Here is a 15793-nt window from a genome sequence, read left to right on the forward strand (position 1 = left end):
TGAGTACGTTTTACATAATTGCTTCTTTCTTCCATAATAACGATTTCTTTTTTGTATCGCTATTTCAGGACGGGACAAATAATAAATTAAAAAAAGCTCCTTTTGGAGCTTTTGGTTTATGTATGACTTTCGTCTTTTTGTAATAAAAATTTGTAGATTAATCCTCCAACAATTGCTCCTGCGATTGGAGCAACCCAAAATAGCCATAGTTGAGAAAGAGGTTCTCCTCCAACAAAAATAGCTTGTGATGTAGATCGGGCAGGATTTACAGATGTGTTAGTGATTGGAATAGAAATTAAGTGGATTAATGTTAAAGCTAAACCAATAGCAATTCCAGCAAATTTTCCGTTTGCAAATTTATCTGTAGCACCTAAAATAACAATTAAGAAGAAGGCTGTTAAGACAAATTCAATTAGAAAAGCAGATAACATGCTATAACCATGTGGAGAAAAGGCTCCATATCCATTGGAAGCGAATGCACCAGCTTTGGTATTGTCAATTGCAAAATCTGAGTTTCCAGATGAGATTAAGTATAATACACCAGCTGCAGCAATTGCTCCGAGTACTTGTGAAATAATATAAGGAATAAGTTGTTTTCCATCAAATCGTCCTCTAGCAAATAAACCGAAAGAGACAGCAGGGTTGAAATGTCCTCCAGAAATATGACCAACTGCATAAGCCATTGTTAATACAGTAAGACCAAATGCTAATGCAACACCAGCGTAACCAATTCCTAATTCGGGAATACCAGCTGCAAAGATTGCACTACCACAACCTCCGAAAACTAACCAAAAAGTACCGAAAAACTCGGCAGCATAATTTTTCATAAATGTTTTAATATTAAAAGTTTAGTTAGAATGAATTTTAAAAAAAATTAAGAAATACAAACATTTTAAACATTTAAATTATTTCAATAAAAAAATCGCTCCGATTTCTCAGAGCGATTTGTATTTATAATATATTCTTTCTAGAATAATTAATCCATATAGGCTTCGATAGGAGCACATGTACAGATTAAGTTACGATCTCCGTAAGCATCATCAATACGAGAAACAGATGCAAAGAATTTACGCTCGCGAACCCATTCTGCTGGATATGCAGCTTTAGAACGAGAGTAAGGATATTCCCACTCGTCTGCTGTAATCAAGTGAATTGGGTGAGGCGCGTTGTGTAATACATTGTTGTCAACTGGATAATCTCCGTTTGCAACTTCGTCGATTTCTTGACGAATAGAAATTAATGCATCACAAAAACGATCTAATTCTGCTTTGTTTTCTGATTCTGTAGGCTCTACCATCAACGTTCCAGCAACTGGGAAAGATACTGTTGGTGCGTGGAATCCGTAATCAATCAAACGTTTTGCAATATCAGTAACTTCGATACCTGCTTTTTTGAATGGACGACAATCTAAGATAAATTCGTGTGCCACTACATTGTTTCCATTTGTATATAAAATGTCAAAATGTTTCTCTAAACGAGTTTTCATGTAATTAGCATTTAAAATTGCACCTTGTGTCGCTTTCAATAAACCTTCTGCTCCTAACATTAAAATGTAAGAGTAAGAAATTGGTAAAATGAACGCAGAACCATAAGGAGCTGCAGCAAATGTATTTGTCGCTTCTTTTCCTCCAGTTTCGATTAATGGAGAAGATCCTAAGAAAGGAGCTAAGTGTGCTTTAACACAAATTGGTCCTACACCAGGTCCTCCACCTCCGTGAGGAATAGCGAATGTTTTGTGTAAGTTTAAGTGACAAACGTCTGCACCAATATTTCCTGGAGAAGTTAATCCAACTTGTGCATTCATATTTGCACCGTCCATATAAACTTGACCTCCGTATGCGTGAATCATTTCAGTAACTTCTTCGATATTGCTATCAAAAGCGCCATAAGTTGATGGATAAGTAATCATCAATGCAGCTAAGTTATCTTTATGTTTTTCACATTTTTCTTTCAAGTCAACTAAATCTGTTTCACCAGATTCTAAGTTTTTCACAACAACAACTTGCATTCCAGCCATTGCAGCAGAAGCAGGGTTAGTTCCGTGAGCAGATTGTGGAATCAACACTACATTTCTGTGTCCTTCTCCTTTTGCCTCAAAGTAAGAACGAATAACCATTAAACCTGCATATTCTCCTTGTGCACCAGAATTTGGTTGTAAAGAAGTTGCATCAAAACCTGTAATTACAGCTAAATAATCTTCTAAGTTTTTGATTAATGTTTGGTAACCTTCTACTTGATCTTTTGGAGTGAAAGGGTGTACATTCCCCATTCTTTCCCAAGACATATGCAATAATTCTGTTGCAGCATTCAATTTCATTGTACAAGAACCTAATGCAATCATCGATTGGTTAAGCGCTAAATCTTTACGTTCTAAACGTTTGATGTAACGCATTAATTCTGTTTCTGTATGATATAAATTGAAGTTTTCGTGTGTTAAGAAATCAGAAGTTCTGATTAAATCTTGAGGTAAATAAGAATCATCTACTTCAAATTCGAAACCGTCTTCTGTGTTTTTAATTGTTGCAAAAACACTTAAAATTTCAAAAATATCTTCTTCAGAAGTCATTTCATCAATTGTGATTGAAATTTTTCCGTTTTCGAATCCATTTACATTAATTTCTTCTTCTGCAAAAATCTTCACAATTTCGTCAGAGTTTTCAACCTCAATTTGAATTGTATCGAAGAAATTTGTATTCACTAATTTAAATCCTAAATGCTCTAAACCTCCGTGTAAAACAGCTGCTTTAGTATGGATTTGATCAGCGATATATTGTAAACCATCTTTACCGTGATAAACCGCGTAGAAAGAAGCCATAACTGCTAACAATACTTGTGCAGTACAAATGTTAGAAGTTGCTTTTTCACGTTTGATATGTTGTTCACGCGTTTGTAAAGCCATACGCAATGCATAATTTCCTAAACGATCTTGAGAAACTCCAATAATACGTCCTGGAATTACACGCTTATATTCTTCTGTACAAGATAAGAAAGCTGCGTGTGGTCCACCGTATCCCATTGGAACACCAAAACGTTGAGAAGTACCAATTGCGATATCAGCTCCCCATTCACCTGGAGGTGTTAATAATGTTAAAGCTAATAAATCTGTTGCAACAGCAACTTTTACGTTAACCGCATTTGCTTTTTCTACAAATGATTTATAATTATTGATTTGTCCTCCTTTTCCGATGTATTGTACAATCGCTCCGAAGAATTCTTCTGTTAATTCAGTTGTTTCAAAGTTTCCAACAACTAATTCAATTCCTAAACCGTGTGCTTTCGTTTCTAAAACTGCTACAGATTGAGGGAATAAGTTGTCTGCTACAAAAAATTTGTTGACATTGTTTTTCTTTTGATCACGAGAACGAGATTCAAATAACATGTGCATTGCTTCACCACATGCAGTACCTTCGTCTAATAAAGAGGCATTTGCGATAGGTAAACCTGTTAAATCAGAAATAACAGTTTGGAAATTTAATAAAGCTTCTAAACGTCCTTGCGCAATTTCCGCTTGGTATGGTGTATAAGCTGTGTACCAACCAGCATTTTCTAATATATTACGTTGAATTGGTGCTGGTAAAATTGTACCATAATATCCATATCCAAGATAATTTTTTACTTTTTTATTTTTTGAAGCGATTTCAGCTAAATGATTAATAGCTTCAAATTCTGATAAAGCTTCTGGTAGATCCAAAGCATTTTTCAATCGAATGTTCTGAGGAACTGTTGCCTCAATTAAAGAATCAATAGAATCTTTCCCAATAACAGAAAGCATTTCAGCTGCTTGCTGCGCATTGTTTCCAATATGTCTAATGGAAAAATCGTTTGTGTTCATTGTGTTTGCGCTATGTTTATTTTCGCGTAAAAATACGTTTTTTTATCTTAAAATAAAAGTGAACAACAATCTTAAAAATTAATTGAATGAATTGATTAGAATTTTATTTTTTTAGAAATAAATGTGAATAAAAACTTTCTTTTTTTTCAAAAAATAGTAATATTGGCAATAGAATTGAGATAAATAATTCGGTAGAATTTCTTAAATTTATTCTACGTTTAAAAAAATCTATGAAAACAAACGATTTTATGGAACTTAATGAAAATACTTCTGAAGTCAAAAAAGAGAAAAAATTTCCATTCTTAAAGAAATTGGAAATAATGATGGAAGAGGCGAAATTAGAGGATGCGAAAAAATCTAAAATGAAACGTGTTCATAAAAAAGGTAATTCGCAAATCGCTAAAAAAATGGGGGAAGAAGCCGTAGAAATGGTGATTGCTTCGGAACAAGATAACGACGAAAACTTTTTGGAAGAATCGGCAGATGTTTTCTTTTATTACCTTATGGCTTTACATGCGCGTGGCTTTGAATTAAAAGATGTTTTGGAGATTTTAAAGAAAAGGCACAAAAAATAATTAACACCTTATATTGATATGCAAAAGGGCGGAACGTCGATGAAATTAATAATTGCCGCAGCAATTGTTATTTTTTCTGTTATAAAATATTTTTCTTCTTCGGAAGTCAATGAAATTACAGGCGAAAAGCAATATATTTCATTAACCAAAGATGACGAAATTGCGATGGGAATTAATTCGGCTCCGCAAATGGCTCAAGAGTTTGGTGGACTATCTCGCAATGCCCAATACCAAGAACTTGTAAAACGAGTAGGCGCGAAAGTGGTCAATACTAGTGATGCGCATAAAACGAATTATCCATTTCAGTTTTATGTGTTAGCAGATAATCGAACTGTAAATGCTTTTGCATTGCCTGGTGGCCCAATTTTTATTACCGAAGCTTTGTTGACGCGTTTGCAAAACGAAGATCAATTGGCTGGAGTTTTGGGACACGAAGTTGGTCACGTTATTGCGCGTCATAGTGCAGAACAAATGTCGAAACAAGAACTTTCGCAAGGAATTGCAGGAGCGGCAGGTGTTGCAGCTGGAGACGCAAATTCGGCTTATTATGCGCAAGTTGTGGCAAATATGGTGAACATGAAATATGGTCGTGATGATGAATTGGAGTCTGATGATTTGGGCGTTCGATTTATGATTCAAGCAGGATATAATCCAGAAGCATTGATTGGTGTAATGGATATTTTGGAAGAAGCTTCGGGAGGAAGCCAAGTTCCAGAGTTTCAGAGTACGCATCCATCACCATCTAATCGTCGCGAAAAAATAAAAGCTGCAATTGAGAAATACAGAAGTCAGTAGAAATATATATGGTTTTAACTTATAGAGAAGCAACATTATCTGATGTTGAAAATCTTCGTACTCTTGGGATAGATTCTTATCAACAATTCGAACATGTTTTAAACCCTTTGAATTGGAATAAGATGTACTCTTTTTTAAGTGCATAACAATCGTATAGATATTTACTTTCCAAATCTACTTGTTTTGTTTGCGAATTCGATAATCAGATTATTGGTATGGCTTTTTTAGTTTCGAAAGGAAATCCTACCGAAATATTCGAAAAAGATTGGACTTAATTGAGAATGGTTGGAGTCCATCCTAATTTTTTAGGAAAAGGAATAGGTAGAGAATTAATAAAAATTTGTATTTTATTTGCAAAAGAATCAGATGAAAAAATTATCGCACTTCATACATCAGAATTTATGAATTCAGCTCGACATCTTTATGAAGATTTAGGGTTTGTAATGAACAAAGAACAAAACCAATTTTTGATAAAAAATACTGGCTTTATTTGTTAAAGCTTTAAAATTTAATCTAAAAACTTCGCCTTCAATTCTGGACTAGGAAGCCAGCAACTTTCTTGTTTTCCAAACCAACGATAACGATTTTTCGCAATAAAACTATAAACCACATCGCGCAAAGGTTTTGGAACAATCATAAAAATAGTCAACCACGAAGTTATTCCGTCCAAATATTTCGAAATTTTAAGTGCTGCAGATGATTTGGTATAAAATTTATCATCTTCAATAAAAACGACAGAATCAAATTGAGTAGCGTCTAAATTATTTTCTTTCAAGAAATTTTGTCCAAAATCAGATTGTAAAGAAGCAAAACGAAATTGATTTTTTTTGTCATGTTCTATCACAAACTGAACAGATTGATTGCATAAATTGCAAATTCCATCAAACAAAATAATTTTCCTCGTTTTCATACAATAAATATACGTTAAAAGTAGCTAAACTCTAAAGGTTATTTTTAAATTAGCCAAAATTAACAATCAATCATGTTTAGCGAATATTTATTCCGAAAAGTTGATAATTCTCCACTTGTAATTTTCCGAATAATCTTTGGTTTATTAATTGTTGCAGAATGTTGGGGAGCCATTTTTACAGGTTGGGTACAAACAAATTTTGTTGAACCGCACATTACATTTTCGTTCATCGGATTCGAGTGGACAAATGTCTTCTTGGGACAAAATATGATTTATTTGTACGTGCTCATGGGAATTTTAGGCTGGTTTATCGTGTTTGGATTTGCTTACCGATTTTCGATTATAGTATTTACTATTTTATGGTCGTTGACGTATTTCATGCAAAAAACAAGCTACAACAACCATTATTATCTGTTTATGCTAGTTTCGTGGATGATGACGATAATTCCTGCGCATCATTTCTTTTCGATTGATAGTTTAATTTTTCCGAAAATAAAACGTCTAACCATGCGCAATTGGGTACCAACATTATTCATTATCCAGTTATTAATTGTGTATGTTTTTGCGGCTTTTGCAAAGATTTATCCAGATTGGTTTAACGGTGTTTTTTTACAAATGAAATTTCACGAATATGGCGATTTATTAACAACAAAATATAATTTGATTGGATTAGGAAAAGTTGTAAGTAGTTTAGAGTTTGCACAAGTTTTTGCTTGGGGCGGATTCTTTTTCGATTTATTGATTATTCCTGCAATGTTGATGAATAGAACGCGTGGAATCGCTTTCAAATGTGCTGTAGCCTTTCATATTTTCAATTCTGCAGTTTTCGGGATTGGAATATTTCCTTTCTTTGCTTTGGCAATGTTAATTTTCTTTTATGATCCCGTTAAGATTCAGGAAGTTGTTTTTCCTAAAAAATCATTTATGATGGATCGTTCGGATGATGATAATTTATTGACAACACGTCGTGTCATGTTCTCTTATTTGATGTTTTTCTATGTGATTTGGCAAATATATTTACCTGTTCGTCATTATTTTATTCCAGGAAATGTTTTTTGGACAGAGGAAGGTCATCGCATGGCTTGGCGAATGATGTTGCGTAACAAAGCGGGTGAAGTTGTGGTATATGTTTCGAAACCAGATCCGCAGAAAAAAGGTAAATTCTTGAAACGCGAGAAAGTAGATTTGACAAAATATCTAACCTTCAAACAAATGTCAAAAATGGCGGTTAGCCCAGATATGATGTGGCAATTTGCACGTTATGTAAAATATGATTATGCGAAAAATGGTGTGAAAGATGTCAAAGTTTTTGTGGATGCAAAAGTTTCTGTCAATGGTAGCGATTATTATCAATTTACAAATCCAAATTACAATTTAGCTTATACAACTTGGAGTTATTTTGGTCATCAAAAATGGATTCAGCCAACACCAAAAGAGTTGAATTTATCTTATTTTGAATAAATTTATGTAACTTTATAGGACAACAATCAAAGAAATACAATTATGAAATATACATTATTCGCAATAGCTTTTTCGGTTTTATTATTTTCTTGTGGTAACAAAGAAAATGCTGGAGTAGAAGCTTATAAAGGTTTGGATAAGCAAAAGCAAGAACAAAAAGATTTGGATAGTATTGGGAAGGAAGCGCAACAAACGTTTGATGATTTCAAATTGGCGTTGTCGATGAAAGATACAACGACAACTAATTTTATTGTCAAACAAATGTATGATATTCCGAATGCGACACAAAAAGAGCATATTTGGATTCGTGATGTATATTCGGACAACGACCAATTAAAAGGAATTGTGGACAACGTACCTCAATACACAAAATTGGTTAAACACAATGATACAATTGTGATAGATCCAACTAAATTATCAGATTGGATGTATTATAAAGGTGATAAAATGATTGGTGGATTTACAATAAAATATATGCGTAGTAAAATGACTGATGCGCAGAAAAAAGAGTTTGATAAACAATATAAAGTAAAATTTGAGGATTAATTTCTGCTCAGAAAATAATAAAATCAAAAAGGCAATCTTTCGTTAGATTGCCTTTTAATTTTGAAATTATTTTCCTTAATCAATCAAAGACAATTGAATTTTACGTTTTTCTGTATCAATTCCAATTACGGTTACTTCAATTTGTTGACTCAAATGCACTTTTGAATTTACATCTGAAATAAATTCATTCGAAATTTTAGAAATATGAATCAAACCATTTTCTTTGATTCCTATATCTACAAAACAGCCAAAATTGGTAATATTATTAATAATTCCAGGAACTTTCATGCCCAATTGCAAATCTTCAAATTTCTTTAATCGTTGATCAAAACTAAAAACTTTGGCTGTAGAACGCGGATCTAAACCAGGTTTTTCAAGTTCTTTTTTAATATCTTCTAAAGTTGGTAAACCTACTTTTTCGGTAATATATTTGGTTAAATCAAGTTGATTAATCAATTCTTTATTTTGAATCAAATCTTTCAAATCAACTTTCAAATCTTTCGCCATTTTCTCTACAAGTGTATACGATTCTGGGTGAACAGCAGAATTATCTAACGGATTTTTTGCATTCGGAATTCGTAAAAAAGCAGAAGCTTGTAAGAATGCTTTTTCACCCAAACGAGGAACTTTTAGTAACTCTTTTCTCGAATTAAATGCACCATTTTCGCTTCGATATTCTACAATATTTTCAGCCATTTTTTCACCAATTCCTGCAACATAATTTAGTAAATGTTTGCTTGCTGTGTTCAGATTTACACCAACTTTGTTTACACAGAAAGAAACAACATCATCCAACTCATTTTTCAATAAAGTTTGATCGACATCATGTTGATACTGACCAACTCCAATCGATTTTGGCTCTATTTTTACTAATTCTGCCAAAGGATCTTGTAAACGGCGGCCTATAGAAACAGCACCGCGAACGGTAACATCTTTATCCGGAAATTCGTCGCGCGCAATTTTAGAAGCCGAATAAACCGAAGCACCAGCTTCATTTACAACAAAAACTTTTAGTGGACGATCAAATGCAATATTCTGAACCAAATTTTCAGTCTCGCGAGAAGCTGTTCCATTTCCTATCGAAATTGCATCGATATTATAAGCATTGATAAGCGATTTTAGTTTTTTGATGGCTTGTGTTTTTTCATTTTGAGGCGCATGCGGATAGATGTTTTCGTTGTGCAACAAATCACCTTGCTCATCTAATACAACCACTTTACAACCCGATTTGTAACCAGGATCTATCGCTAAAATTCGTTTTTCTCCCAGAGGTGGCGCCAAAAGCAATTGATTTAAGTTTTTCGAAAAAACATTTATTGATGTTTCATCTGCTTTTTGTTTTGCTTCTTTCAACACTTCATTCGAGATTGAAGGAGCCAAAAGTCGTTTGTATGCATCTTTTATAGCTTCTTCAATAACCCAAGAAACTTCTGGTTGAATAGATTTGATCAACGTGTATTCAAGAAATTTGAAGGCTTCTTTTTTATCAATTGATACATTTACTTTCAAGAAGCCTTCATTTTCGCCGCGTAAAATAGCCAATAATCGGTGAGAAGCAATTTTTTTCAATAGTTCTTCGTATTCAAAATAGTTCGAGTATTTAGCCGAATCTTCATCATCTATTTTAGATTTTATTAGTTTACTTTCAATCAAAGCAGATTTTCTGAAAATATCTCGCAATCGATGACGCACATACTCATTTTCATTGATCCATTCTGCAATAATATCTTGCACACCTGCAAAAGCATCTTCGATACTTATCACATCTTCATTTAGATATTTTTTTGCTAAATCATCCAAATCAGGAATATTATTTTGCTTCATGATGATTTTTGCCAAAGGCTCTAAACCTTTTTCTTTTGCAATGGTTGCACGTGTTTTTTTCTTCTTTTTATAAGGAAGATATAAATCTTCTAATTGAACCAAATCAAAACTTTTCTGAATACGTTGTTGTAATTCGTTACTCAATTGATTCTGCTCTTCCAATGTTTTTAAAATAAATTCTTTTCGAGAAACAATTTCATTGTATTGATTTTGCAGTTTTTTTATAGCAGAAATTTGAACTTCATCAAGATTTCCTGTGACCTCTTTTCTATATCTTGCAATAAAGGGTATGGTATTATCTTCATTCAAACAATTTACTGTATTGTTGATTGATTTTTCTGAAATAGAATTAAGATGTTGATGAATGTATTGAATCAAATTCATGTTAAAAGTTTGGCCTTGCAAATTACTATTTTTCACAAATATAAAAAATAGCATGTTTTATTTATATAGGTCGTATTTAATAGAGTATTTTTTTATATAATAATCTAAATATTTAGAGTTTTTTATATCAGTCTTATTTTAAATAAAAAAGAATAATAAAAAATTTCTAAAAAGTTTTGGTATTTATTAAATTATTTCTAAATTTGACCATAGGTAGTAGAGAGTAAGATTGATTTTTTTTAATGTTAAATTTATACTTACTAGTGTAAGTTTTTTTTAAAATCAATTGGGTTTAAGCTGAGGAGCTTAAACCCGTTTTTTTTTTTATACAACTTTCTTATCTTTGAGCAAAGATATCTACAAAATGGCTCGTATAAAATTAGATTTTTTAGACAAATTTTTATTTTCAACAATAATACCAGTACGCATAACTGATCTCAATTATGGAAATCATTTGGCAAACGATAAAGTATTGTCCATTATACATGAATCGCGAATTCAGTTTTTTCAACATTATGGCTATTCGGAATTAGATTTTGGAGGTGTAAGTGTGATTATGGGTGATGTTGCGATTGAGTATAAAAATCAAGCTTTTTATGGTGATGAATTGTTGATTGAGATTGGTGTGCAAGATTTTTCGCGTGTTAGTTTTGATGTAATCTATAAAATTTCTACAAAAGATAAATTAATTGCAAAAGCGAAAACAGGAATTGTGACCTTCGATTATCAGCAAAATAAAGTGGTTGAGGTTCCTCAAAAGATAAAAGATCTTTTTGAAGTTGTATAATCTTATAAATTAATTACGCTAATCATTTAAGTCTTTGTAAATTTGCACCGAGTTATGAAGATTTTACCATATAAAAATTTATTTGTCGGAATTACCGACACATTGCAACAAATTTTCTTCGAAGGAAAATATGCAGATAAAGAAGTTGAGCGAACATTGAAATCGAATAAGCAATGGGGAGCGCGCGATCGTGCTTTTATTGCCGAAACGGTTTACGATTTAGTTCGTTGGAAACGTTTGGTTGAAGGGGCAATGAGCCGTCCGCTTTCTCCTGATACAATTTGGGAGTTTGTTGGAACTTGGTTTGCTTTAGATCCAGAGCAAACGTTACCAAAATGGGAAGAATTTCAAAAAATCTATCCAAAAGAAGTCTTGAAAAGACATCACAATTCGTCTAAAAATATTGCGGTTGCAGAATCGTATCCAGATTGGATGTTCGAGTTAGGAGAGAAGTCGTTGGGAAATCGTTGGTTAGATGAAGTGCATGCAATGAACTCGCAAGCACCAACAGTTTTACGTGTGAATTCCTTGAAAACAGACCGTAAAACATTACAAAAAGCGTTGAAGGAGCGTAGAATAAAAACGAAAGTTTTATCGAAATATCAAGATGCTTTAGAGCTTGAAGAGAAAACAAATATTTTCCGTACAGATGAATTTCAGAATGGTTGGTTTGAAGTTCAAGACGCAGGATCGCAATTGATTGCGCCTTATTTACGTGTTCAGCCAGGAATGCGTGTGGTAGATGCTTGTGCTGGTGCCGGAGGAAAAACATTGCATTTAGCTGCTTTGATGGAAAACAAAGGGCAAATTATTGCAATGGATTTGTACGATTGGAAATTGAAAGAATTGAAACGTCGTGCAAAACGTAACAATGTTCAGAATGTACAAACAAAGGTGATTGAAGCAAAAACAATCAAGCGTATGGAGAATTCTGCTGATCGCTTATTGATTGATGCACCTTGTTCTGGAATGGGAGTTTTGAAACGTAATCCTGATGCAAAATGGAAATTAAGACCAGAATTTATTGACGAAATATTAGCAACACAAGAAAAAATATTAGCTGATTATTCTAAAATCATTAAAGTTGGTGGAATGATGGTTTATGCAACTTGTTCTATTTTACCACAAGAAAATGAGCAGCAAGTAGAAAAATTCTTGAAGAATAATCCAAATTATAAAATGGTTTCAGATAAAATGCATTATCCATCTCAAACTAATTATGATGGATTCTACATGGCTTTGATTGAAAGAATTTCTTAAGCTGTTAATTATTATAAGATACAAAAGACTAAGTGAAAGCTTGGTCTTTTTTTGTTACAATAATTATTTTATCTTAAATCTAACTCGTCTATTTTCAAAATTTTTCCAATCAATACAATTTGCAGCAGGATTGCATTCTTTGTGTTTCAAGTCTGAAAAACCTTTAGCGGAAATTGAAAATCGATTTTTATTTAAGCCTTTTTCTATCAAATAATTCAACACAGCGTTTGCTCTTCGTTGTGATAAATCTATATTGTAAGATTCTGTTCCAACCGCATCTGTATGACCTTCGATAACAAAATGATGTGATGGATTTCGTTTCATAATTGCAACAACTTCATTCAATTTTGGATAATCAATAGCTCTGATTTCAGCTTTATCAAAATCAAATTCGACGGTTTCCATTAAATAATTTGAATAATCTTGAACATAATTTCCAATCTTTTTATCACTCAAATTGCTTTCTGGACAACCATTTCCAAAACGATTTCCTTTTATATACGGACATTCATCTTCGATATCCATCACGCCATCGCCATCTGTATCATAATCATTGTTGTAATTTTCTATATTTCCTTTCTGGATCAATAAATTATAAGGTGTTGAAATGTTAAATTCAGTTCCAATTTTCTCAATTTCTTTTCGATATCGTCCATCTTTTTTGCACATTTCACCGCAACGTTCCTCATCTTTTAAGAGATAATCAATTTTTTGTTTTGCCCAATAAAACTTAATTGCTTCGGTAAATTCACTTGGATTTGGTTGTTTGATTTCAAAATTTTGAGTGAAATTTTGGTTCGATTGATTACCAATAATTTCTATTTTTTTTGGATAACGACGATTACAATCGCGTGAAACAAAATTGACAGAATTTTGAGCTAAATACGTATTGAAATTCTTCGGAAACGTTTCGTTGAGGTTGATTTGGGATGATTGAACTTTAAGATGATAAATAGAAGAATTCAAAACAGCTTGCAGAAATTGTGTTATTTTCTGATTCAATTCTCTTGGTTCATTGACCGTAATCGGAAGCGTTCCTGTTGCTAAACTTATGAAATTCATCGCATGATAGTCCAATTCCTTTCCAATTCCTAATGTTAAAAATTGAGTATCTTTTGCATAATTTCGGAGTGAATTGTAAACAGTTTCATTCAAATTCATCGCTCCATCAGAAATAATTGTAATGATTCGTTTATAATTTTTATCAAAAGGATTTTTCTGAATTTGTTTGATTGTTTCATCCAATAATTTTTCGCCAGTTCCATTCAAAGAATTAATTTTTTCTAAAGCTAAATTGATGTTTTCTTTCGTTGGAAATTGAGAAGAATTAAAAATTAATTCATTTTTCGTAGAATAAACCAACACATTAAATTTATCTGTTTCGTTTAGATTTGGAAGAAGTTGATACATCAATTTTTTGGTGGTTTCAATTGGTTGATTCATCATAGAACCAGAAGCATCCAAAACGAATAAAAATTCTCGCGGAGCATCATATTTAGAAGGATTATTTGCAGGTTCAATTGTTCCTAAAATATAATCGCAACCATTTTCAGTAAACGTTTCAATTCCTGTTTGTAGTTCATTTTTTGTATAAGCATATTGAAGAGTTGGAATCTTTTTATCGGAATTTTTTGAAACATAATTTCGATCATCTTCCTTTGAAAATTTTAAATCAGAAACAATTTTTGAAATCGGAAAATTTCCCGAAAGATGAATATCTGAATTTATGTTTTTCGGAAAACCATTCAATTGATTGTTCCAACGATTAATTTGGGTAAAAGATTCTGTTCGTTTCACGATAAACTCTAAAAACGAAACTTGATAATTCAAACTATTTTCTTCAACAATTTTCGAAACTTTTAGCTGAATTTTTAGTGTAGCATGTGCAGGAATTTTTCCTAAATCTAATTGTAAAACTTGATTGTTTTGTTGATTTTTAAAAATAGTTGAAGCATCAATATTTTTTAACTCTTTTCGAATATCTACAATAGATTTGGATTGAATTTCGAAAACTTTATCATTTACAAAAGCTTTTAATTCGTACACATTTTGAGAAGCTTGATAAGGATAAATAAATTTAGCCAAAATATCTTCCGAAGAATTGTTCTGAAATGTAAAATTATGACTCAAATTACCCAATAAATGATGAAAATTATAGTCATTTTCGAGAGAAATTGCTTCTATTTTTTCAAAATCTTCTTCATTTTGAAGTTCCAAATACGGATAAATTTGCTGTGCACAACAAAATGTATTCAGCAGAATAAAAAAAAAGGAAAAAAAAAGATTTTTTGTGTTCAACGAATAGATTTTAAAAATTCAATGTAAAGATAATGAAAGAATTGATGTATTTTCTATCATCAGTTATAGTAAAGTTTAATGTATATTTAATAAATCGTCAAATCAAAAATAATTATTAAATCATATTTAAAAAAGATTGGTTTAATAATTGCATCGTTCAGATTTAACAAAAAAGTTAAGTAAATTTGCACTTTATTTTACATAAAAGATGAATTTTAATTTCACAGAAGTTGAAAGAGTAGAAAGTATTTCTGCAAAAGATTTTCAGAAATATTACGTTAAACCTCAAAAACCAGTTGTAGTAGAGCGAATTACAGAGGATTGGCCTGCGTACGAAAAGTGGAATTTTGAGTATATAAAACAAGTTGCAGGCAACAAGGTTGTCCCTTTATACAATAATGATCCGGTTGATTATACGAAGAAAGTAAATGAACCAATAGCAAAGATGAAAATGTCTGAATATGTAGATTTGTTGCAAAGTGAGCCGACAGATTTGCGTATATTTTTGTACAATTTGATGAGTCAAGTTCCGAAATTGCAACAAGATTATAAAATGCCAGATTTGGGTTTGAATCTTTTCAAATCGATGCCAATGTTATTTTTTGGAGGTGAAGGATCGAATGTTTTTATGCATTATGATATCGATTTAGCGAACATTTTACATTTTCATTTTGCAGGAAAAAAACGTTGTATTATTGTTCCGCCAAAGGATTCGAAATACATGTACAAAATTCCGCATTCGGTAATTTGTCGAGAAGATATTGATTTTGATAATCCTGATTTTGATAAATGGCCAGCGCTGAAAAATATAAATCCGATGGTAGCAGACTTAAAACACGGAGAAATGCTTTATATGCCAGAAGGTTGGTGGCATTATATGAAATATTTGACGCCAGGTTTCTCGATGAGTTTGCGTTCGTTGGCACATAAACCAAAAAATTTGTCCGAAGCGATTTATAACATATTTTTGATGCGTACATACGATAATGTGATGCGAAAAATAAAAGGTAAAACTTGGATTGAAGAAAAAAATGAGCGCGCAATTTCACAAACAAATAAATTAATTGCGAAATAAAAATACAGTTTTTAGAAAATTTTTCTAAATGAAGGAATATCTTTCG

General features: G+C 32.1%; 13 protein-coding genes. 8 read left to right on the forward strand and 5 right to left on the reverse strand.

The annotated features are described in order from the left end of the window. Nucleotides 1–116: 116 nt before the first annotated feature. Together aqpZ and gcvP are read right to left on the reverse strand one after the other, a co-directional pair. On the reverse strand, nucleotides 117–827 hold the full coding sequence (aqpZ, locus tag HXZ69_RS06330) for an aquaporin Z (protein WP_286495376.1): 711 nt from the start codon (nucleotides 825–827) through the stop codon (nucleotides 117–119). A gap of 149 nt (nucleotides 828–976) precedes the next feature. After that, nucleotides 977–3832 (reverse strand): aminomethyl-transferring glycine dehydrogenase, encoded by a 2856-nt coding sequence (gene gcvP, locus HXZ69_RS06335; protein ID WP_286495377.1) that lies wholly within the window; start codon nucleotides 3830–3832, stop codon nucleotides 977–979. 230 nt (nucleotides 3833–4062) lie between these two features. Between gcvP and hisE the strand changes: the two genes are divergently transcribed. The 3 genes from hisE to HXZ69_RS06350 all read left to right on the forward strand — a co-directional run bounded on the left by hisE (nucleotide 4063) and on the right by HXZ69_RS06350 (nucleotide 5699). Further along, nucleotides 4063–4407: a phosphoribosyl-ATP diphosphatase gene (hisE, locus tag HXZ69_RS06340; RefSeq protein WP_125350653.1), complete on the forward strand. Its 345-nt coding sequence runs from the start codon at nucleotides 4063–4065 to the stop codon at nucleotides 4405–4407. A gap of 18 nt (nucleotides 4408–4425) precedes the next feature. After that, a complete protein-coding gene (locus tag HXZ69_RS06345; RefSeq protein WP_286495379.1) occupies nucleotides 4426–5202 on the forward strand; it encodes a M48 family metalloprotease in 777 nt (258 codons plus the stop codon). A 281-nt stretch (nucleotides 5203–5483) separates the two neighbouring features. After that, complete coding sequence (locus HXZ69_RS06350) at nucleotides 5484–5699, forward strand: GNAT family N-acetyltransferase (RefSeq protein WP_260509645.1); 216 nt, start codon at nucleotides 5484–5486, stop codon at nucleotides 5697–5699. A gap of 11 nt (nucleotides 5700–5710) precedes the next feature. On the opposite strand, the gene HXZ69_RS06355 is transcribed toward HXZ69_RS06350, so the two are convergent. Next, a complete protein-coding gene (locus tag HXZ69_RS06355) occupies nucleotides 5711–6112 on the reverse strand; it encodes a thiol-disulfide oxidoreductase DCC family protein (RefSeq protein WP_286495380.1) in 402 nt (133 codons plus the stop codon). A gap of 72 nt (nucleotides 6113–6184) precedes the next feature. Here HXZ69_RS06355 and HXZ69_RS06360 point away from each other — a divergent pair, with 72 nt between their 5' ends. After that, entirely contained in the window at nucleotides 6185–7573 is a 1389-nt protein-coding gene (locus HXZ69_RS06360; protein ID WP_286495381.1) for an HTTM domain-containing protein, read from the forward strand. A gap of 42 nt (nucleotides 7574–7615) precedes the next feature. Next, a complete protein-coding gene (locus tag HXZ69_RS06365) occupies nucleotides 7616–8119 on the forward strand; it encodes a DUF2314 domain-containing protein (RefSeq protein ID WP_219034560.1) in 504 nt (167 codons plus the stop codon). Nucleotides 8120–8194: 75 nt separating this feature from the next. Here the strand turns inward: HXZ69_RS06365 and HXZ69_RS06370 are convergent, their stop codons facing one another. Then, the gene (locus tag HXZ69_RS06370; protein WP_286495382.1) at nucleotides 8195–10327 is read right to left on the reverse strand and encodes a Tex family protein; all 2133 of its coding nucleotides are present in this window, start codon (nucleotides 10325–10327) and stop codon (nucleotides 8195–8197) included. A gap of 343 nt (nucleotides 10328–10670) precedes the next feature. Between HXZ69_RS06370 and HXZ69_RS06375 the strand changes: the two genes are divergently transcribed. Continuing rightward, nucleotides 10671–11114: an acyl-CoA thioesterase gene (locus HXZ69_RS06375; protein WP_260392413.1), complete on the forward strand. Its 444-nt coding sequence runs from the start codon at nucleotides 10671–10673 to the stop codon at nucleotides 11112–11114. Between the two features lie 54 nt (nucleotides 11115–11168). Beyond that, a complete protein-coding gene (locus HXZ69_RS06380; RefSeq protein ID WP_038333863.1) occupies nucleotides 11169–12374 on the forward strand; it encodes an RsmB/NOP family class I SAM-dependent RNA methyltransferase in 1206 nt (401 codons plus the stop codon). Nucleotides 12375–12437: 63 nt separating this feature from the next. Here the strand turns inward: HXZ69_RS06380 and HXZ69_RS06385 are convergent, their stop codons facing one another. Next, nucleotides 12438–14591: an OmpA family protein gene (locus tag HXZ69_RS06385; protein WP_286495383.1), complete on the reverse strand. Its 2154-nt coding sequence runs from the start codon at nucleotides 14589–14591 to the stop codon at nucleotides 12438–12440. Nucleotides 14592–14880: 289 nt separating this feature from the next. Here HXZ69_RS06385 and HXZ69_RS06390 point away from each other — a divergent pair, with 289 nt between their 5' ends. Continuing rightward, the gene (locus HXZ69_RS06390) at nucleotides 14881–15747 is read left to right on the forward strand and encodes a cupin-like domain-containing protein (protein ID WP_286495385.1); all 867 of its coding nucleotides are present in this window, start codon (nucleotides 14881–14883) and stop codon (nucleotides 15745–15747) included. The last annotated feature ends 46 nt before the right edge of the window (nucleotides 15748–15793 follow it).

It is taken from the genome of Empedobacter sp. R132-2 (assembly GCF_030324375.1).
Classification (GTDB): Bacteria; Bacteroidota; Bacteroidia; order Flavobacteriales; family Weeksellaceae; genus Empedobacter; species Empedobacter falsenii_B.